At 65.7% G+C, this 18,639-nt stretch carries 15 protein-coding genes and 1 pseudogene; 6 read left to right on the top strand and 10 right to left on the bottom strand.

What is annotated here, in order from left to right:
• Positions 1-172: 172 nt before the first annotated feature.
• From MWU77_RS01340 to MWU77_RS01330, 3 genes and pseudogenes are all read right to left on the bottom strand, one after another.
• Positions 173-1,355, bottom strand: a pseudogene (locus MWU77_RS01340) (acyl-CoA dehydrogenase family protein).
• Between the two features lie 268 nt (positions 1,356-1,623).
• The gene (locus MWU77_RS01335; RefSeq protein WP_169688360.1) at positions 1,624-2,505 is read right to left on the bottom strand and encodes a glycosyltransferase family 2 protein; all 882 of its coding nucleotides are present in this window, start codon (positions 2,503-2,505) and stop codon (positions 1,624-1,626) included.
• Between the two features lie 93 nt (positions 2,506-2,598).
• Complete coding sequence (locus MWU77_RS01330) at positions 2,599-5,025, bottom strand: ATP-dependent Clp protease ATP-binding subunit (protein WP_247273042.1); 2,427 nt, start codon at positions 5,023-5,025, stop codon at positions 2,599-2,601.
• A gap of 130 nt (positions 5,026-5,155) precedes the next feature.
• Here MWU77_RS01330 and MWU77_RS01325 point away from each other — a divergent pair, with 130 nt between their 5' ends.
• Entirely contained in the window at positions 5,156-7,456 is a 2,301-nt protein-coding gene (locus MWU77_RS01325) for an RNA helicase (RefSeq protein ID WP_247272759.1), read from the top strand.
• Between the two features lie 14 nt (positions 7,457-7,470).
• On the opposite strand, the gene MWU77_RS01320 is transcribed toward MWU77_RS01325, so the two are convergent.
• The 4 genes from MWU77_RS01320 to MWU77_RS01305 all read right to left on the bottom strand — a co-directional run bounded on the left by MWU77_RS01320 (position 7,471) and on the right by MWU77_RS01305 (position 11,283).
• Complete coding sequence (locus MWU77_RS01320; protein ID WP_247272758.1) at positions 7,471-8,361, bottom strand: oxidoreductase; 891 nt, start codon at positions 8,359-8,361, stop codon at positions 7,471-7,473.
• A gap of 62 nt (positions 8,362-8,423) precedes the next feature.
• Positions 8,424-9,473: a YeiH family protein gene (locus MWU77_RS01315; RefSeq protein WP_281499131.1), complete on the bottom strand. Its 1,050-nt coding sequence runs from the start codon at positions 9,471-9,473 to the stop codon at positions 8,424-8,426.
• Positions 9,474-9,547: 74 nt separating this feature from the next.
• Positions 9,548-10,231, bottom strand: coding sequence for an ABC transporter ATP-binding protein (locus tag MWU77_RS01310; protein WP_169688356.1), 684 nt, complete (start codon positions 10,229-10,231; stop codon positions 9,548-9,550).
• Entirely contained in the window at positions 10,228-11,283 is a 1,056-nt protein-coding gene (locus MWU77_RS01305) for an FtsX-like permease family protein (protein WP_169688467.1), read from the bottom strand. The genes MWU77_RS01310 and MWU77_RS01305 overlap by 4 nt, the downstream gene beginning before the upstream one ends.
• 197 nt (positions 11,284-11,480) lie before the next feature.
• On the opposite strand from MWU77_RS01305, the gene MWU77_RS01300 reads away from it, so the two are divergent.
• From MWU77_RS01300 to MWU77_RS01290, 3 genes are all read left to right on the top strand, one after another.
• Positions 11,481-12,692: a sensor histidine kinase gene (locus tag MWU77_RS01300; RefSeq protein WP_247272757.1), complete on the top strand. Its 1,212-nt coding sequence runs from the start codon at positions 11,481-11,483 to the stop codon at positions 12,690-12,692.
• Positions 12,689-13,324: a response regulator transcription factor gene (locus MWU77_RS01295; RefSeq protein ID WP_169688354.1), complete on the top strand. Its 636-nt coding sequence runs from the start codon at positions 12,689-12,691 to the stop codon at positions 13,322-13,324. Before MWU77_RS01300 ends, MWU77_RS01295 begins: the two co-directional genes overlap by 4 nt.
• Before the next feature lie 95 nt (positions 13,325-13,419).
• Positions 13,420-14,559 carry an RNA polymerase sigma factor gene (locus tag MWU77_RS01290; RefSeq protein ID WP_247272756.1) on the top strand — a complete coding sequence of 380 codons (1,140 nt, stop codon included), beginning with the start codon at positions 13,420-13,422 and terminating at the stop codon, positions 14,557-14,559.
• Positions 14,560-14,567: 8 nt separating this feature from the next.
• On the opposite strand, the gene MWU77_RS01285 is transcribed toward MWU77_RS01290, so the two are convergent.
• Together MWU77_RS01285 and MWU77_RS01280 are read right to left on the bottom strand one after the other, a co-directional pair.
• A complete protein-coding gene (locus MWU77_RS01285; protein WP_247272755.1) occupies positions 14,568-15,437 on the bottom strand; it encodes an SDR family NAD(P)-dependent oxidoreductase in 870 nt (289 codons plus the stop codon).
• Positions 15,427-16,419 (bottom strand): alpha/beta hydrolase family protein, encoded by a 993-nt coding sequence (locus MWU77_RS01280; protein ID WP_247272754.1) that lies wholly within the window; start codon positions 16,417-16,419, stop codon positions 15,427-15,429. The genes MWU77_RS01285 and MWU77_RS01280 overlap by 11 nt, the downstream gene beginning before the upstream one ends.
• A gap of 145 nt (positions 16,420-16,564) precedes the next feature.
• Here MWU77_RS01280 and MWU77_RS01275 point away from each other — a divergent pair, with 145 nt between their 5' ends.
• Both MWU77_RS01275 and MWU77_RS01270 read left to right on the top strand, forming a co-directional pair.
• Positions 16,565-17,476, top strand: coding sequence for a pseudouridine synthase (locus tag MWU77_RS01275; RefSeq protein ID WP_169688351.1), 912 nt, complete (start codon positions 16,565-16,567; stop codon positions 17,474-17,476).
• A 38-nt stretch (positions 17,477-17,514) separates the two neighbouring features.
• Positions 17,515-18,021, top strand: coding sequence for an SRPBCC family protein (locus tag MWU77_RS01270; protein WP_169688350.1), 507 nt, complete (start codon positions 17,515-17,517; stop codon positions 18,019-18,021).
• Positions 18,022-18,038: 17 nt separating this feature from the next.
• Here MWU77_RS01270 and MWU77_RS01265 read toward each other — a convergent pair whose 3' ends face one another.
• A complete protein-coding gene (locus MWU77_RS01265) occupies positions 18,039-18,563 on the bottom strand; it encodes a flavodoxin domain-containing protein (RefSeq protein WP_169688349.1) in 525 nt (174 codons plus the stop codon).
• Positions 18,564-18,639 lie beyond the last annotated feature (76 nt).

Genomic DNA, 18,639 nt, shown 5'->3' with positions numbered 1-18,639 from the left:
CCGACCGTTCCGTTCGTGTGGTCTGGAGATTCGAGTGTGCAGTTGTGGTCGCGACACGCCGGGCGGTTTCACGAAAACTGCACACTCAACCCCGCCGACGGTCGCTACGTCCAGTAGGCCTGGATCTTGAACTCTCCCCAGGGTGTCGAAAGGACGTCGGCGATGCCCCCCGCTACTTCCACGGAGCTCTCTCCCCGTCGCGAAGGATTCGACGAGCAGTCGACATCCGATGCACCTCGTCGGGTCCGTCGTAGATCCGCGCGTAGCGGGCCTGCCGGTACATCCTTTCGAGCGGCGTGTCGGCGGTCAGCCCGAGGGCGCCGTGAACCTGGATGGCTCGATCGACGACGTTGTGGAGCATTCGGGCTCCCCAGAACTTGACGAGCCCGATCTGCACTCGGGCATCCTCGCCGGAATCCATGACCCGGGCAGCATCGAGCGTCATCAACCTCGACGCCTGGATCTCTGCGGCCGATTCGGCCACATACCTTTGGATCTCGCCCTTTTCGGACAGCAGTGAACCGTGGGCGAAGCGTTCGTCGGCGCGCACACATCATCTCGAACGCGCGTTGCGCCTGCCCGAGCCAACGCATGGCATGGAAGATGCGGCCCGGACCGAGCCTGTCCTGCGCGACGACGAACCCGTTGCCGCGCGCTCCCAGCAGGTTCGTGGCAGGCACCCGCACGTCGGTGTAGCGAACCTCGTAGTGGTCGCTGGGGTCGTGTCCCATTGTGGGAATGGACCGGACTATCTCGAAGCCGGGGGTATCGGTGGGGACGATGATCGCGCTGATGCTGCGGTGCAAGGCTGTCGCCTCGGGTTCGGTGCGGGCGAACACCGTGCAATACCCGGCCTCCCGCGCACCGGTGGTGAACCACTTGTGTCCGTTGATGATCCAGTGGTTCCCGTCGAGAATGGCGGTGGTCCGGACCAGAATGGGATCGGATCCGGCAACCTCCGGTTCGGTCATTCCTACGGACGGCAGGATCTCTCCCGAGACCAGGCCGGGTATCCAGCGATGGCGTTGCTCGTCGGTGCCGTGCCGGTGCAGCATCAACGCGTCCTGCATGGACACCGACCCGACAGCGAGTTGACCGAATTCGGAGCGGCCGATGATCTCGTTGAGATAGACGAAGTCGAGGAATGGCACCCCTGCACCACCGATCTCCTCGGGATGCCCGAGCGCCCACAACTCGAGACCTTTCGCGCTGGATTTCAGTCGGGTGAGTGCGGCTACCGCCTCGTCGTCATGCCGCGAGAGGACAGGCTCGAGGGGAACGACCTCGTCGTCGATGAAGGAGCGCATGCGGGTGCACAGCTCCGCCACCCGCCCCTCCGGCCGGTTCGCTGTCATGGTCGACAATCTATCGGCACACACGTGCGCTCACATGCATTTCGATCCGCTACGACCCGGCGCCCCCGCCCGAGAGTGTCGAAAACCGAACCCTTGCACATAAGGTTTGCCTAACCTATATTCATCGGTGGGCCAGTTGAGGACCGAGCGGAGAGCTGAGGGCTGCAGCGAATCCCGGTCCCCGCCTACGGCGGGTCCCGTCGCTTTCGAGCGCGGGGCCCGCCGGTTCGCATTCACCCACCTTGACACAGAGCATCGACTCCACGCGCTACTTCGCGTCGACACCCGCGCTCACCGGCATCGTCCGAGCCCGAGGCTTCCCGAACAGCGCGCGCAGTGAGAACCGGCCGAGCTCCGGATCGTAGGGTCGGTAGGCGGCATAGACGAGGACGTGGAACTTCTCGTGCAGTGCCAGCGCTCGACGGATCTCGGAGGTCATCCGTCCGTGCAGTTCGAAGGTCTTCACACCCGACTCGATGTAGGAGCCGAACTCCCGCGGTGGGGTCAACGCCCGCCTGGGAGAGATATCGACGCGCATGCCGCTGAGCTGGACGATCGGAATCTCCGCTGCACCGAGACACAGTGCCAGGTCGAGGTCCTCGTGGATATCCGGAGCCACACTCACGCCCTCACAGACCTGCTCCCACGCCGACCGACGGATTGCCATGTTGGCGCCGTGCAAATTGCGGTAAGGACGCTCGCCACCGAAAATTCCGCGCTGGACCTGCTTCTCGACGTACCAACCTTTGAGTCGCCGATACGGTGAATCGTACGAGTTGTTCAGCCCGCTGACAGCTCCGACCTCGTCGGTGTCACCTCTGTCGAAATAATCGCACACCACCCGAGCCCAGTCCGAACGGACACGCGTATCGGCATCGACCCGCCCGAGGATGTCGCCGCGCGCAGCTTCGAATCCGGCATTCCTCGCGTATGCAACACCAGGCCTCGTCTCACTCACCAGCTTGATCTTCGGGCATCTCGCCTGCGCACGCCACACCACATCGACGGTGGAATCCGTGCAGTTGTTGTCCACCACGATGATTTCGACAAAGTCGTCCTGCTGCTCGATCAAAGCGTCGAGACACGGCCCGATATACACCTCTTCATTGTGAACGGGAATGATGACCGACAATCCGGATCGGGTGACCATGACGCTCGATCCTACCGTCCACAGAGCATTCGGCCCGCCTCAGGTGTTGTCACCCGAGGCGGGCCGAAGCGGTTCTTTACCAACTGTTTCCGGTCACCTGACGACCAATTCGCCGTCCTCGACCGCGACGGACACCGCGCCACCCTCGTCGAGTTCGTCATCGAGCAGCAGGTCGGCGATGCGATCGTCGACCTCACGCTGGATCGCACGGCGCAAAGGTCGCGCGCCGAACTCGGGTTGACGCCCACGGTCGGCGAGCCAGTCTACGGCCACACCATCGATGTCGAGTGCGATTCCCTTGTCGGCCAGCTTCTTCCGAGTGTCCTCGAGCAAGAGGTCGGTGATGCGCCGCAGTTGCTCGTCGTCGAGCTTGCGGAACAACACGATCTCGTCGATCCGGTTGAGGAATTCCGGTCGCATGGCTTCGCGCAATCGAGCCATCACCCTGTCGCGCAACGGCTTCTCGGCAGCCTCGGCGTCACCGGTGGTGAAGCCGAGCGCGCCACCACGGCTCGAGATGATGTCCGACCCGAGGTTGCTGGTCATGATCACCACGGTGTTGCTGAAGTCGACCGTGCGACCTTCACCGTCGGTCAGGCGACCGTCGTCGAGGACCTGGAGGAGCGTATTGAACACATCCGGGTGCGCCTTCTCGATCTCGTCGAGCAGCACGACCGAATACGGGTTGCGGCGCACCTTTTCGGTCAGCTGACCGGCCTCGCCGTACCCGACGTATCCGGGTGGTGCACCGACCAGGCGACTGACCGTGTGTCGCTCACCGAACTCGCTCATGTCGATGCGCAGCATCGACCGCTCGTCTCCGAACAGTACCTCCGCCAAGGCTTTCGCCAGCTCGGTCTTACCGACGCCGGTCGGCCCGAGGAAGAGGAAGCTACCCACCGGCCGGCCCGGGTCACTCATCCCCGAACGGCTTCGACGCACCGCGCGCGCCACCGCACGGACCGCTTCGTCCTGGCCGACGACGCGCTCGTGCAGCTCGTTCTCGAGATTCCGCAGCCGGTCCTTCTCCCCACTCGTCATCCGAGTGACGGGAATACCTGTTGCACGGGAGACGATTTCGGCAATCAGCTCCGCATCCACCTCGGGAACCCCGGCGTCATCGCTCGCGCCAGACCCCGACTCGATCCGGGCCTGCGCCTTCACGATCTCGTCGCGGATCCGCGATGCCTCCTCGTAGCGTTCGGCTGCAACGGCGGCATCCTTCTCCGCTTCGAGAGAACTCACCTGCTCGCGGAGCGCCTCGGTGTCGACCCTCGGCGTACGCAGCGTCAGCCGCGCGCCCGCTTGGTCGATCAGGTCGATGGCCTTGTCCGGAAGATGCCGGTCGGGCAGATACCGCACCGACAACTCCACCGCCGCCTCGATCGCCTCGTCCGAGTACCTGACGCGGTGGAATTCTGCGTACCGGTCGCGGAGTCCGTGCAGGATGGTGACGGCATCGTCGTGCGACGGCTCGCCCACGGTGACGGGCTGGAATCGCCGTTCGAGCGCCGGATCCTTCTCGATGTGCTTGCGGTATTCGTCGAGCGTGGTCGCACCGACCACATGCAGTTCACCGCGTGCGAGCTTGGGCTTGAGGATGTTGCTCGCATCCATGGAGCCCTCACTGCCGCCACCGCCGGCTCCGACGACGGTGTGCAGCTCGTCGATGAAGACGATCAGCGCGCCGTCCTGCGCGGTGATCTCGTCGAGGACCGAAGTGAGTCGCTCTTCGAAGTCGCCACGATAGCGGGTCCCGGCCACCATCGAAGTCAGATCGAGCTGAACGATGCGCTTGTCGCGCAGAGTGTCCGGAACGTCACCGTCCACGATGCGCTGGGCCAGCCCCTCGACGATCGCGGTCTTGCCGACACCGGCCTCACCCACGAGCACCGGGTTGTTCTTGGTGCGACGCGACAGGATCTCGATGGTCTGCTCGATCTCGTCGGCACGGCCGATGACGGGGTCCACACCGCCGTTCCGGGCACGGTCGGTGAGGTCGACGCCGTATTTGTCGAGGGTGGGCGTCGACGACTCCGCCTCGGCAGGCGCAGCAGGCACCGGCTGGAGCGCGGTCTGCAGCGCCTGCGGGGTGACACCGAGCGACGCAAGCAGACGCCCCGCCGCGCGAGTCTGGTCTGCAGCGAGCGTGAAGAACAGGTGTTCCGGATCGATGTACGTGGATCCGAGTGCGCGGGAGAGCTGGTGCGCCTCGAGCAGGGCGGTCTTCACCGCGCCACTGAGTGCGGGCGAAATCGCGCCGCTTGCGGGATCGCCTTGCGGGAGTCGCTGCTCCACGGCCTTGACCACGTCGGCGGGATCAGCACCGGAGCGGGTCATGACCGTCCGGGCCGGGTCCTGCTCAGCCATGGCACGCAGAACGTGCAGTACATCGAGATCCACGTCGCCGCGTTCCGCTGCGAAACGCGCCGCGGCAGCCATGAGCTCCTGTGTTCCGCGGCTCATGAAGCGCGAAATATCGATGCGGCCGGGGCCACCAGGCCCGAAGAATGACGGCATTCCGAAGCCTTTCTCTTGAACTTGAGTCATACGTACTCAACTAACGTGCATACCTCGCGATCAATTCCCACGGTGGAGTGATCCGCGCCACACCTTCGCGTTGCCCGAAGCGTCCGCGTAGCGTGGACACGTGCATAGGCAGTACGGGCCGCAGCTCACGCTGTTCGCGGCCGAGCTCGACTTCGTCCTCGACGAATTTCAGATCCGCGCTTGCGAGGCTCTCGAGAACCACCGCGACGTGCTGGTCTGTGCGCCCACCGGCTCCGGAAAGACCGTCGTCGGGGAATTCGCAGCTCACCTCGCCCTCGTCTCGAACGGAACGTGCTTCTACACCACACCGATCAAGGCTCTGAGCAATCAGAAGTTCCACGACTTCACCCATAGATTCGGTGACCATCGAGTCGGTCTGCTCACCGGCGACATCACGCACAATCCCGATGCGCCGGTGGTGGTCATGACCACCGAAGTCTTGCGGAGCATGCTGCACGGGCACTCCCCTCTGCTGACCGGGCTGACCCACGTCGTCATGGACGAAGTGCACTATCTCGCCGACAGCGAGCGCGGCGCAGTATGGGAGGAATCGATACTTCACCTCCCCGCGACGGTACGTCTCGCAAGCCTGTCCGCGACGGTGAGCAATGCCGAGGAGTTCGGCGACTGGATTGCCCGCGTCCGCGGCGACACAACCGTGGTCGTCGAGGAGACCAGACCGGTGCCGCTGACCCAGCACATGCTCGCGGGAGGTCGCCTGTTCGACCTGCTGTCGCCGGTCGACGGCGGTGTCGATGACAATCTCGAGCGGTACATCGCGCATCGACGGCTCGTCGAGGCCGCGCCGCCACCGGCCCCCGGAGGGAGACGCCGCCGCAGGCGGGGTCACCGGGCCGAACCCGCAGGTGCCGACCGACCCGAGATCGTCGCACGCCTGGAAGCCGAACAGCTCCTGCCTGCCATCTGGTTCCGGTTCAGCCGCGCCGGGTGCGACGCCGCGGTCACCGAATGCCTCGACGCGTCGGTGCGGCTCACCGACGGATCCGACCTGTCCGAGATCCGGGCCATCGCGGAGAAGCACACTGCCTCGCTGCCCCCGGGCGATCTCGATGCACTGGGTTACGCCGATTGGATCGACGGGCTCGAGCGTGGTTTCGCTGCACACCACGCCGGCCTCGTTCCCGCGTTCCGGCACACCGTCGAAGAACTGTTCGCTCGCAACCTCGTGAAGGTGGTCTTCGCGACAGAGACACTCGCGGTGGGCGTCAACATGCCTGCCCGGACAGTCGTACTCGAACGTCTCGTCAAACCGACGGCCGATGGACCGGTGCGGTTGACGGCCGGTGAGTACACCCAATTGACCGGACGCGCCGGTCGCCGTGGCATCGACGACAAGGGGCACGCCGTAGTGCTGTGGAGTCCCGATATCGCCCCCGCAACGGTTGCCGGACTCGCCTCCACTCGCACCTACCCGCTGCACAGTTCGCTGCGAATCGGATACAACACAGCGGTCAATCTCATCGACGATCTCGGTGTGGACGGCGCTCGCGCATTACTGGGTCGCTCGTTCGCCCAGTTCCAGGCGCAGAACTCGGTCGCCGCGCTCGCCGAGGCCGCCCGTGTCAACTCTGCGACTCTCGCCGCACTCGACGCAGAGCTCGCCGAGGCGGAGGGGTTCGACGAGTACCGCAGCCTGTGCGACCGGCTCGCCATTGCCCGCACGACCGCTCCGGCCGACACCGTCACAGTCCTGGCGCGTGCGGTCCGATCTCACCCCGGTCATCGTCGTGGCGACCGTGACCGCCTCTTGACGCTGGCCGCCCATCGCAGCGCCCTGAACACGGACACCGAACTGCTACTCGCGCAGGTTCATGCGGTCTCGGGCCGACTGATCGACACATTCGACCGCACGCTGGCACTGCTCGACGAACGCGGCCACGTCATATACGACCCGATCAGCGGGCATGCCCATGTCACCGACGACGGGGTGCGGCTCAGTCGGATCTATTGCGGAAGCGATCTTCTCGTATCCGAATGCCTACGCACCGGGGCATGGGCCGGGCTCGAGCCGGCCGAGCTGGCCGCGGTTGCGTCGAGTGTGCTCGGCGAGAACCGCCGACGCTCGGCGACATCCGCGGGACGTACGACACCGGCGATCGACGAAGCACTGCGCGCGACGGTCCGGTTGTGGGGCGAACTCGCCGAAGCCGAGGAACGACACGGCCTTGCGGTGAGCCCTGAGCCCGATCCGGCCCCGGTGGCGGCGATCCACCGGTGGGCGCGAGGCGACGGGCTCGCTGCAGCACTGCAGGTGGCCTCCGATTCGGCGCGCTCGGGAGGAGATCTGGTCCGCCACTATCTGCGGACGCTCGATCTCGTCGACCAGACCCGGCTGTGTCCGCGGGGCGCGCTACCACCCGTTCCTGCGACGCTGCTGTGAACGGCCTGCCACCTTCAGTCCGACAGCAACTCCACCTCGCACAGTTCCTCCGAGAGCGACCACAGCCTCGACGCAACGGATTCGTCCTTGGAACGCGCGCTCGACTGCACCCGCTTCGGATACCCGCGCATCTCGAAGAACGAGCCGGGACCGTAGAACCCGCCCGGTTCGACGTCGGGGACTGTCGCCGCATACAGCGACGGCAACGCGCCCATCGCAGGTGACTGACCGATGAGCGGCGTCGCAAGCTCCATGAGCTTGCCGTGGAGGGTCTCGCTGCGGAACTGCAGATTCGTCGACGAGTAGCCGGGATGGACAACCAACGAGCGCACCGGTGACTCGCGATCGGTCAGGCGCCGCTGCAGTTCGTAAGCGAACAACAGATTGGCCAGCTTCGACTGCCCGTACGCGAGCCAGCGGTCGTATCGCTTGCGCTCCCAGTTGAGGTCATCGAGATCGATTCGCCCGATCCTGTGCATCGCGCTACTGACCGTCACCACCCGGTCGGTGACGCGCCCGAGGAGCAACGCAGTGAGCGCGAAATGCCCGAGATGGTTGGTACCGATCTGCATTTCGAAGCCATTTGCAGTGCGTCGCAGCGGAACTGCCATCACACCCGCGTTGTTGATCAGGACGTCGATCACCTCGTGCGACTCCACGAGAGCGTCGACGAACCCGCGCACCGAACCCAGATCCGCGAGGTCCAACCGGCGTACCTGAACGCGGTCACCGAGTTCGCCCGCGACCTTCTCACCCTTTTCCACATCGCGGCACGCGAGCACCACACGCGCACCTGCGGCAGCCAAGGCCCGTGTCGTTTCGGCGCCGAGCCCGCTGTTCGCGCCCGTCACGACGAACGTGCGACCGGTCTGATCGGGGATGTCCTGCGCAGTCCATGCCACCATGACGGTCAGACTACGGGTGACGGAGCGTGCGGAAGAAGATATCGGGGCTGCCGGAGCCGCGGTCAGGACCCGAGACCCGCGAGGAACACCCCGGCCAGCGCGATCGACGCGACCCACACGGTCGAGACCGCGGCAAGGACGAAGGGTCGCGCACCCACCTTCTTGATGGTCGCCACATGCACACCGGCACCGAGGGCGAACATCGCCGCGGTGAGCAGCGCGGTCTGTACGAAGGACGCCACGTCCAGTGCAACGTCCGGAACCAGCCCGGTTGCTCGCACCGCAACGCACACGAGAAACGCTGCAACGAACAGCGGCACGAGCGGAGGACGGTGCGCGTCGGCTCCGGAGTCGGTGAGTCGACGACGCACACCGAGAATCGCAATCACCGGCGCAAGCATCAGTACCCGAGCCAGCTTCGTCACCGCGGCCACCCCGAGCGCCGCACCACCGATGACCCCGCCTGCCGCAACAACCTGAGCAACCTCGTGGATCGATCCGCCCGCCCACACACCGGCAGCCTCGTCGGACAGGCCGAGAGCCTGCGCCAGGAGCGGTACCGCGGGGATCATCAACGTTCCGAAGATCACCACGAGGGCAACAGCGGTGAGCACCTCTTCCTCTTTCGCGTCGACGACACCGTCCACAGCGGCGACGGCTGCCGCACCGCAGATCGAGAAGCCACACGCGATGAGGATGCGCTGGGTCCACGTGAGCCCGAGCAGTCCGCCGACGAACATCGTTCCCGAGATTCCGAGGGCGACCACGGCGATCACCACGACGATGACCTTCCAGCCGAGCCCGAGCACGTCCGCGAGGAGTAGTTGCAGACCGAGCAGTGCGATGCCCACACGCAGCAGGCGCTTGGCCGAGAACGTCAAACCCGGGCGCACGCGCTGGGGAAGGTCGACCACGTTCGCAACGACCGCGCCGAGAACGATCGCGATCAGCAGCGGGCTGACGGTCGGGAGAAACACGTTGATACCCATCGCTGCCGCCGTTGCTGCCGCGCACAGCGCAAGCCCGGGCACGAGGTCGGTCACCGCCGACAGCCGGCTCGGGCCTCGGGTCGGAGCCTCTGATCGGGGCGCGCTGACGGTGGATGTGTGCATAGGTCGACTCTGCGCTGTATCGGCACATTCCGATAGACGCCACTCGAGCATGGGCACATATCGGATCGATATGTCTAGCTCCTCGGGCATGCACCTGCAACATGACCATCCGTCACCTCTACGACCTCGTCGACCGCAACGAGATGGGCACGATCGTGGGTGACCAGGACGGTCGCTGCACCTTGCCGATGGGTGAGCCCGATGATGAGGTCGACGATCTCGGCGCCACGGTCGTGATCGAGCGCGCTCGTCGGCTCGTCGACGAGAAGCACCGACGGTTCGTTCATCAACGCGCGCGCAATGTTGACGCGTTGACGCTGTCCTCCGGAGAGTTGATGCGGGCGACGTTCCGCCTGATCCGCGAGTCCCACGGCGTCGAGTAGAGCCAGGGCTCTGCTGCGGGCCGCGGATACGGAGCGCCCGTCGATCGCAGCGGTGACCTGGAGTTGCTCGACCGCGGTCAGCGACGGCAGAAGATTGGGCTGCTGGAACACGATGCCGATCTTCTTTCGACGCAGATCTGCCAGCGCACCACGGGACATACCGGCCGTGGGCGTCCCAGCGACGGTGACCGTACCGGAGTCCGGCGCGATCAAGGTCGCGGCGACGGCGAGCAGGCTCGACTTCCCGGAACCCGACGGGCCGACGACGGCGGTGACGTTGCCGGCCTCGACGTCGAGGGTCACGTGATCGAGAGCGACAAGACGCTCGTCGCCGTCGGGGTAGGTGAGAGTGACATCGGTCAGGTTCAGGCTCATCGGGCACTTCCCAGGGCGATCAGAGGGTCGACGGAGGTGACGCGGCGGACCGCGAGCGCTGCACCGGCAGCGCCGAGTGCGATCATCACCGCTGCGGGAATCAGGACTGTCGAGAGCGTCAGCTCGAACGGGACGGAATCGGAGATGACCGCGCCGAGCGCAGCGGCAAGACCGGTGCCGACGAGAGTGCAGACGGTCAGCATGACCACCGCCTGCCCGAGGGCGTCGCGCAGCAGCACGGAGGTCGGCGCTCCGAGCGCTTTCAGCACGGCGATGTCGCCGCTGCGCTGGACCGTCCACACGGTGAAGAACGCGCCGACGACGAGAGCGGAGATGACGAACAGGAACACCTGCATCAACTGCAGTGACCCGTTCTCCGAGGTGTACGACCCGATCGCGGACAGCGAGTCGCTCTTGGAGACGGTCTCCGTTCCGATACTGAGATCGGCTGCAGTGCTGTCGAATCCGTCGACGATATTCAGTGCGATCACCGTGCCCGCCGGTTCCGAAAGGGCCGTCCACACCACGGGGAGATGACCGAAGGAGTCGTCGCCGCGTACCGCCGTCACGGTCAGCTCGCGACCGTTCACCGCGACGCGGTCACCGACGTCGGCGGACAGGTCGTCGGCAGCAGTTTCCGACAGCACCGCCGCCTCGGCAGTGATCTGCTCACCACCCGGAAGCAGGCTCGACCCGGCATCGACGGCGAACAGGGATACCGACGCGGTCACGGGACTGTTCGGCGTTCCTGCCGTCGCCCTCGCGGTGGAGATGTCGAGCAGCTCGGCACTCGCCACCCCGGGGGCGTCGTCCCACTGCCGCCACTGCTCGCGGGTGAGGACGGAGTTGGTGAACGACAGGTCTTCGTCGCCAGGATCGGAGAACACGAGGCGATCGACGGGCAGATCCGTGATGGCGGAGATGTTCTGGCGGGCGAGTCCGGCCGTCAGACCGGACAGCAACCCGACCAGGAGGGTGATCAGGACGATGACGGCCGCCATGAGGGCGAATCTGCCCTTGGCGAATCTCAGGTCTCTCCAGGCGACGAACACGGTGCGGCACACTCCTATGGGCTGAATCGGATGGGCCGAATACGAACGGAGTCGGTATCGGACGTCATCCACTGTCGTCGCCGCAGCCCCTGTCATCATCTGGCGACCGTGGTGACTTTCCGGATCGAACTGAGGCGTTCGGCCTCCACCTTTCGACAGATGTCGATGCCGGGCGAAGTCCGTAAGCTGGCTCGACAGTGAATACTTCGACGACCGCCACCAAGGTCCTGGCATGGTGCCTGCACCTGCTCGTGATCGGCCTACTTGTACTGACGGTCGTGCGCGTGGTGGTGGGCGACGCTCCCGATGCGGGCGCGGTGGCCACCGTGTCCGCCGTCCTTGCCCTGACCTACGCAGCGGGGCCGCTGCTGCCGGTCGTCGCACGGTCCACGCGCGCGGCTGCGCTCTGGCTCGTCGCAGTCGGCGTCGTCTGGCTGGTTCTGATGTCACTGTCCGTAGAAGGCGTGTGGCTGGCATTCCCGCTGTACTTCGTGCAGCTCCACCTGCTGCCGCGGCGCTACGGGCTGGTCGCGGTGGCCGTTACCGCGATCGGGGCCGTGGCGGGATTCGCCCTCCACCAGGACACCGTGACACCTGCCGCGGTGATCGGTCCGACTCTGGGCGCCGCGGTCGCCGTCGCCGTCGTGTGGGGATACCAGACCCTGTACCGGGAGAGTGAACAGCGCCGGATGCTGATCGACGAGCTGACCGCGACGCGGGCCGACCTCGCTGCCGCACAGCACCGCGCCGGTGTCCTCCAGGAACGCGAACGACTGGCCCGCGAAATCCACGACACCCTCGCGCAGGGGCTCTCCAGCATCCAGTTGCTCCTACGCGCGGCCGAGCGTGCGCTGCCATCGAATATCGATTCCGCGACCAGATACGTCGAACAGGCCCGGATCGCCGCTGTCGACAACCTCGCCGAGGCGCGACAGTTCGTCGCGGCACTGTCACCTCCCGCGCTCACGGACTCCAGCCTCGCCGACGCACTCGACAGGCTCTGCACGACCACGGCGGCCCAGCACCACTTCGTCGCCCGGTTCCACCTGACCGGAACCCCGGTGGCGTTGCCCACTGCCCACGAGGTCGCGCTGCTCCGGGTCGCGCAGTCGGCACTCGCCAACACCGCCAACCATGCCGACGCCGCGAATGTGGCCGTCACCCTCAGTTTCCTCGACGACGAAGTAGCGGTGGACATCGTCGATGACGGTCGCGGATTCGTTCCGGACGGCGTGCCACGTCCTGGGAAAGGCGGCGACGGTTTCGGGCTGGCAGCGATGCGCTCACGGATACTCGACCTCGACGGCACGTTCACCGTCGAGTCGGCCCCCGGGCGCGGTACCGCTCTCGCTGCCCGACTTCCTCTTCCCGCTACCGCGGAACCAGCCCCAACCGAGGTGACCGAGTGAACGAAGCACCGATCCGATTGCTGCTGGCCGACGACCATCCGGTCGTGCGAGCCGGTTTACGCGCCGTCCTCGACACCGAACCGGGCATGGAGGTGGTCGCGGAGGCGGCGACGGCAGAGGAAGCTGTTTCTCGCGCAGCGGAGGGTGACATCGACGTCGTCGTCATGGATCTTCAGTTCGGCGGTGGAATGACCGGCGCAGAGGCCACCGCTGCGATCACCTCCCGTCCCGACGCGCCGCGGATACTGGTCGTGACGACCTACGGCACCGATGCCGATACCCTCCCCGCGATCGAGGCCGGCGCAACCGGTTATCTCCTCAAGGACGCTCCCCCGGAGGATCTTGCCGCGGGGATCCGCACCGCCGCGGCCGGACGCACCACCTTGGCGCCCGCCGTGGCCGACCGGCTCGTCACCCGGCTGCGCAATCCGGGGACAGCATTGACCCGGCGCGAGGTCGAGGTCCTCACGCTCGTCTCCGAGGGACTGTCCAACCAGCGGATCGGACGGCGATTGCATCTGACCGAAGGCACCGTCAAATCGCACCTCGCGCACATCTACACCAAACTCGGTGTCGACTCACGCACCTCGGCGGTCGCGGCCGCCACCGAACTCGGCTACATCCGTCGCTGACCGACCGTCGCAGAGGTCCGGGCGACCGGCACACGGGTTCCCTCGTAGACTGCGCCGGACGACACGACCGATTCCGACACGGAAGGTTCGACGATTTGAGCCGGCATTCGGGAGGATCAGACCGTTCGCTCGTCGCGGCGCTGCGAGCGAAGGCCGGCGACTCGGCCGCCGACGTCTACGACCTTCATGCCGCGATGCTGTACGGGTACGTGCGCGGGTTCCTCGATCCGTCCAGCGCGTCCGACGTGGTCCACGATACCGTGTGGATCGCAATCGAACGGATCCGGACGCTACGTGATCCCGACATGTTCAGGGCCTGGCTGTACGCAATTGCGCGGTCGGAGTGCGTGCGCGACTCCGGCGGTACTGCGCCGGGCTACGTCCCCGCAGGACCCGAAGCCGACGCCGACGCCGAGACCACCGTTCTCCCGCCGGTACACGCGCTGGATCCGGCAGATCTCGAGGCGGTCGACCTCACCGTGCGGCACGGGTTCACCGAAGCTCAGGTCGCCGCGATCCTCGGCGGGGGTTTCGATGCCGGGACTGCGCTCGAGCACGCGAAGGCTGCCGTCACCGACCCGGCCGGACAACTCGTTCGACTTTCGACGACACCGCCGCCGCCGTACCTTCGCGACCGAGTCCTCACCGCGCCGCCCTCCGCAGCGGAACGCGCGGCGATGGGTCGCCGGATCGATCCTGTCGATCGTGCAGGTTTCCCTGCTCCCGGGAAACCACGACGCGCGATCGTGGCCTGGGGCGCATCTGCAGCCGGGGTCGCAGCGTTGGTTGCGGTCGCGGTGTTCGCGTTCACCGGTCGCGCGCCCGCAGAACAGAGTGTCCCGAGTCCGAGCGAAGCGACCCTACGAGTGGACCTTGGGGACTACCCGCGCGACCCGATCACCACTACACCGGCCACGACGTCGGAGCCGAGCACGACGACCGCTGCCCCGCCCCCGGTCACGACGACCGTGACGCCCGAAACCGTGACGGAAACATCCTCCCCGGAGACCACCACCGAACCGTCCCCCACGACCTCGCTCTCCCCTACGACGACCGAGACCGGATGGTCCTCTCGCCGCGACCGTTCCCGCAACGACGACTTCGACAACGAATCCGACGCTGAACCGGAGCAATCGGAAACCGGCGGGGGCGGTGGCGGTGGGAACGGCGGCGGTTCGACGAATACGGCACCGCCGCTGTTCACGTTCGAACCAGGGTCGCCCTTCGGTCGGTAGAGATAACGTCACTGCGGGGAGAACGTCACTGCGGTGTACTTCTCCGACAGTTCCCACAGCCCGCGGGCGACATCGCGGTCGCGTGCCCGCTGTGCAATCCGGGCCTGGTGTGGTGAGCCGTACAGCAGCATGTGCGGTCCGATCAGACCACCGGCCATCGTCGGCTCCGTCGCGGCGTACACCACTGATTCAGCGCCCTGCGCGGAAGTGCGTTGCAGGATCTTCTTGCCGAAACCGAAGAGGCCGTCGAACCATGTGCCGGTGTTGCTCCCGACTTCTGTGGCGGCGTACCCGGGGTGAACAGCGATCGCACGCAACCGCGAACGAGCCGCCGCCAGGCGCCGCTCCAGTTCGAGGCTGAACACCAGATTCGCGAGCTTGGACTGCGCGTAGGCGCCCGCCCTGCTGTAGCGGCGATATTCCCAGTTGAGGTCGTCGAGGTCCAGCCGGCCGAGAAGGTAGGCAGCGCTGGACACGGTGACGACGCGCGTGGTGATGCGGTCGAGCAGCAGGCCGGTCAGGGCGAAATGACCGAGGTGATTGGTACCGAACTGCATCTCGAACCCGTCCCGTGTCCGGGTCAGTGGCAGCGCCATGACCCCGGCGTTGTTGACGAGCACGTCGATCGTGCGGTCACCGAGGGTGCGGGAGAACTCATGGACCGAATCGAGGTCGGCCAGGTCGAGACGGTGCATCGACGCGTTGGGGCCGATCTCCGATGCGATTCGTTCACCCGCGGCCGTGTTGCGGCCTGCGAGCAGGACCGTAGCTCCCGCGGCACCGAGTGATCGAGCAGTTGCCTCCCCCACACCACTGGTAGCGCCGGTCACCAAGTAGGTGACCGGCGCTACCGGTGATGCGGTGGAGTCAGGCGCCAATCGACGCCTTCATCATCGGGAGCATCTCCCACAGCTCGTCCTGCCAGTAGCCCCACGTGTGGGTGCCGGTGGCAGGGAAGGAGAAGTGCGCGGAGTCGATACCGAGTGTGGCCAGGCGGACCTGGAATGCGCGGTTCTGCGCGAGTGCGAGCGCTTCGAGGCCCATCGCGTTGGCAGTGTTGAACACGCCGATCGCGGAGTTCGGGCGGTCGTGCTCACCGGGCAGGCCACTCGAGGCCGCGATCCACATCGGCAGCCCGCGCATCTTGGGTGCCGCGACGAACGGGTCGTGGCGCAGCCACGCGGAATCCCAGGGCGGGCCCCACATGGCATCGGAGTTGAATCCGCCTGCATCGAGCATGGCGATGCGGATCGCTTCGCGCATACCGGGCGCCGACAGGTTCAAGTACCCGGACAGCGAGCCTGCGAAGCCGAACTGGTCGCGGTGATAAGCGGCGAGGATCAGCGCGGCGTTACCACCCATGGACAACCCGACGACCGCGTTGTTGCTGCGGGAGATGCCGTACGCGGCAGCGAGATGATCGGGGAGATTCTGGGTGAGGAACGATTCCCACTTGTAGGTGTACTTCTGGCCGTTGAAGTTGCTCGGCGCGTACCAGTCGGCGTAGAAGCTCGACTGACCGCCCACCGGCATCACGACGTTGATGCCGTTGTCGGCCAGCCATGCCGCATTGGTCTCGTGCTCCCAACCGCTGACATCATCGGTGGCGCGCAGGCCGTCGAGCAGATAGACAGCCTTGTTGCTGCCGTTGTTCGCGTGCCAGATGCGCACCTTGATCTGGCCGACACCGCCGGGTGCGGCGACCCAGTCCTCGGAGAATCGGGTGTACGGGTCTGCTGACGCGGTACCTGCCCCGATTCCTGCAAATACGAGCGCGAGCGGGACCACGATCGCCGCTACGAGCAGCCGCACGAGGGCGCGCACTCCCCGCCGCGTTCCGTTATCGGACGAATTCGTCACACCAAGCTCTCCTTGAACGTTTACCCCAGAAATCACTCTCGTCACACGATATAAGTGCGCGCGAGACTTAAGCAGGCTTGCACACAATCGTTATCCTGCAAAGCCGAAACCGAAATCGGCGACTCGGCGGCTACCGTGTCTCGACGTGCCCGACGCTCCCCTTCCCGTCCGAGACGGACTGAATCCGACCCGCCTGCGAATTCCGGAAAACTGCATGTCGGAGACGGTGGTGGAGTACCTGCGCACCCGTTTTCCCGACGATGCAGCACGGATCGAAGAGAAGATCGATTCGGGTGAGGTCTTCTCCGGTGACGGAACTGTGATCTCACGTACCAGTCCCTGCGTTCCGCGCACGTTCGTGTTTCTCTATCGCGATCCGCCTGCCGAGGCACGTGTTCCGTTCGAAATCGACATTCTTCATCATGACGACAATCTGCTCGTTGCCGACAAACCCCATTTCCTTCCCACTACCCCCCGAGGTTCGTGGGTTGCGGAAACCGCACTCGTGCGACTGCGCCGCGAGCTCGACCTTCCCGAACTCACACCCGCGCACCGACTCGACCGCCTCACCGCCGGGGTACTGGTGTTCACGGTTCGCCGTGAGGTTCGCCGCGCCTATCAGATGCTCTTCGAGAACCGAATGGTCGAGAAAGAGTACGAAGCGGTGGCACCCGCTGCGCCGCACCTCGGATTCCCTCTCGAGACGCGAAGCCGCATCGTGAAGGAACGCGGCGTTCTCCAGGCGCGCGAAGTCCCGGGTGAGGTCAACGCCGTTACCTGCCTCGACGTGCACGATGTCCGCGGCGATCGTGCGCTGTACCGACTGTTACCGAGGACGGGGAAAACGCACCAATTGCGCGTACACATGAACTCCCTTGGTCTGCCGATCATGGGCGATCCCCTCTACCCACACGTGTACGACGTTGCCCGCGACGACTATTCGTCACCGCTCCAGCTACTCGCGCGCGCGGTCGAATTCGACGATCCGATCACGGGTCGGCGGACTCGCTTCACAAGCCGCAGAAACCTGGCAGCATGGAACCACAGCACCCCCTGACCCCGTTGGCAGCACGGGCTTCTCGTCGTGGAGGATCCATGAGTCTCGGCAGCATTTCTCGTACTTACGACGGCCGGGTGGCCCTGCGCTTCGAACGTGGCTTCCCTCACTCTCCCGAGAGGGTGTGGAGTGTCCTCACCGAGTCCGAGTACCTCGACGCCTGGTTTCCCGCCTCCGTCGACTGGGACCTCACCCCGGGTGCACAACTACAGTTCCGCACCACCGGTGAACAGGTACGCCGCTTCGATCTTCCCGCTGGGCATACCGCGAGCGGTTCGGTCCTGGTAGTGCACCCCGGACGAATTCTCGAGCTGATGTGGGACTCCGACATACTTCACTGGGAGTTGGCACCCGACGGATCCGGCGGATGCTGGCTCACCCTCACCCACACCACGGACACCGAGGACGACGCGTATGCGCACGGTGCGGGCTGGCACGCCGGGTTGGAGGTCGTCGAAGCCCAGCTCGACGGCAGGCCGATCGATTGGTCGATGTGGGAACGTGCCGAGGAGCTTTCCGAGCACTACCGCCTCCCGGGCAGCTGAAGCGCGCCTCGGCCCGGTTATCGGATCTGTTCGGTGGGGACTCGCGCCCCGGTGCGTCCCGACACCCCCGCGACGATCTCCGACGCCCACGAACCGATCTCGTCCCAGTCACGGAAGTCGCCGAGCCGAGCCCCGGTCATCCGGACCACCACTCGCTCACCGGCACTGAGTACGGCCGGATCGATCTTTCCTGCGAACGTACGGTGTTCGAGAGCACCTGTGCGGGCCATGGCGGGCGCGACGTCGTAATTGTTGTTCACGGGACGCCCCTGCTCCTTTATCGGTCCGGACGAGAAGAGGAAGACATCCCGGCGTCGCAGGGCCACGGCGTGCTCGTCGAGGAAATCTCGAACCGCGCGCAGCCACCGGTTGCGGTAGACAGCGCTACCCACGATCACGACGTCGTAATCGGCAACACTCGAGACCGCCTCGGGCGCGCGAACATCGACGTCGGCGCCGTGATGACGCAGGCCCGCAGCCAAAGCCGTTGCGAGTTCCGCGGTGGAGCCATGCTTGCTCCCCACCGCCACCAAAATCCTCATTCTCACCCTCCGGAGGCGCGCGTTTCCCCATGATCACCCGGAAATCGGCAGAAGACCAGAGTCCAAGTGCCCTTTC

It is taken from the genome of Rhodococcus sp. F64268 (genome assembly GCF_023015605.1).
Taxonomy (GTDB): Bacteria; Actinomycetota; Actinomycetes; order Mycobacteriales; family Mycobacteriaceae; genus Rhodococcus.
The sequence above is the reverse complement of the archived record's forward strand: the minus strand, read 5'-3'. Positions and strand labels throughout refer to the sequence as shown.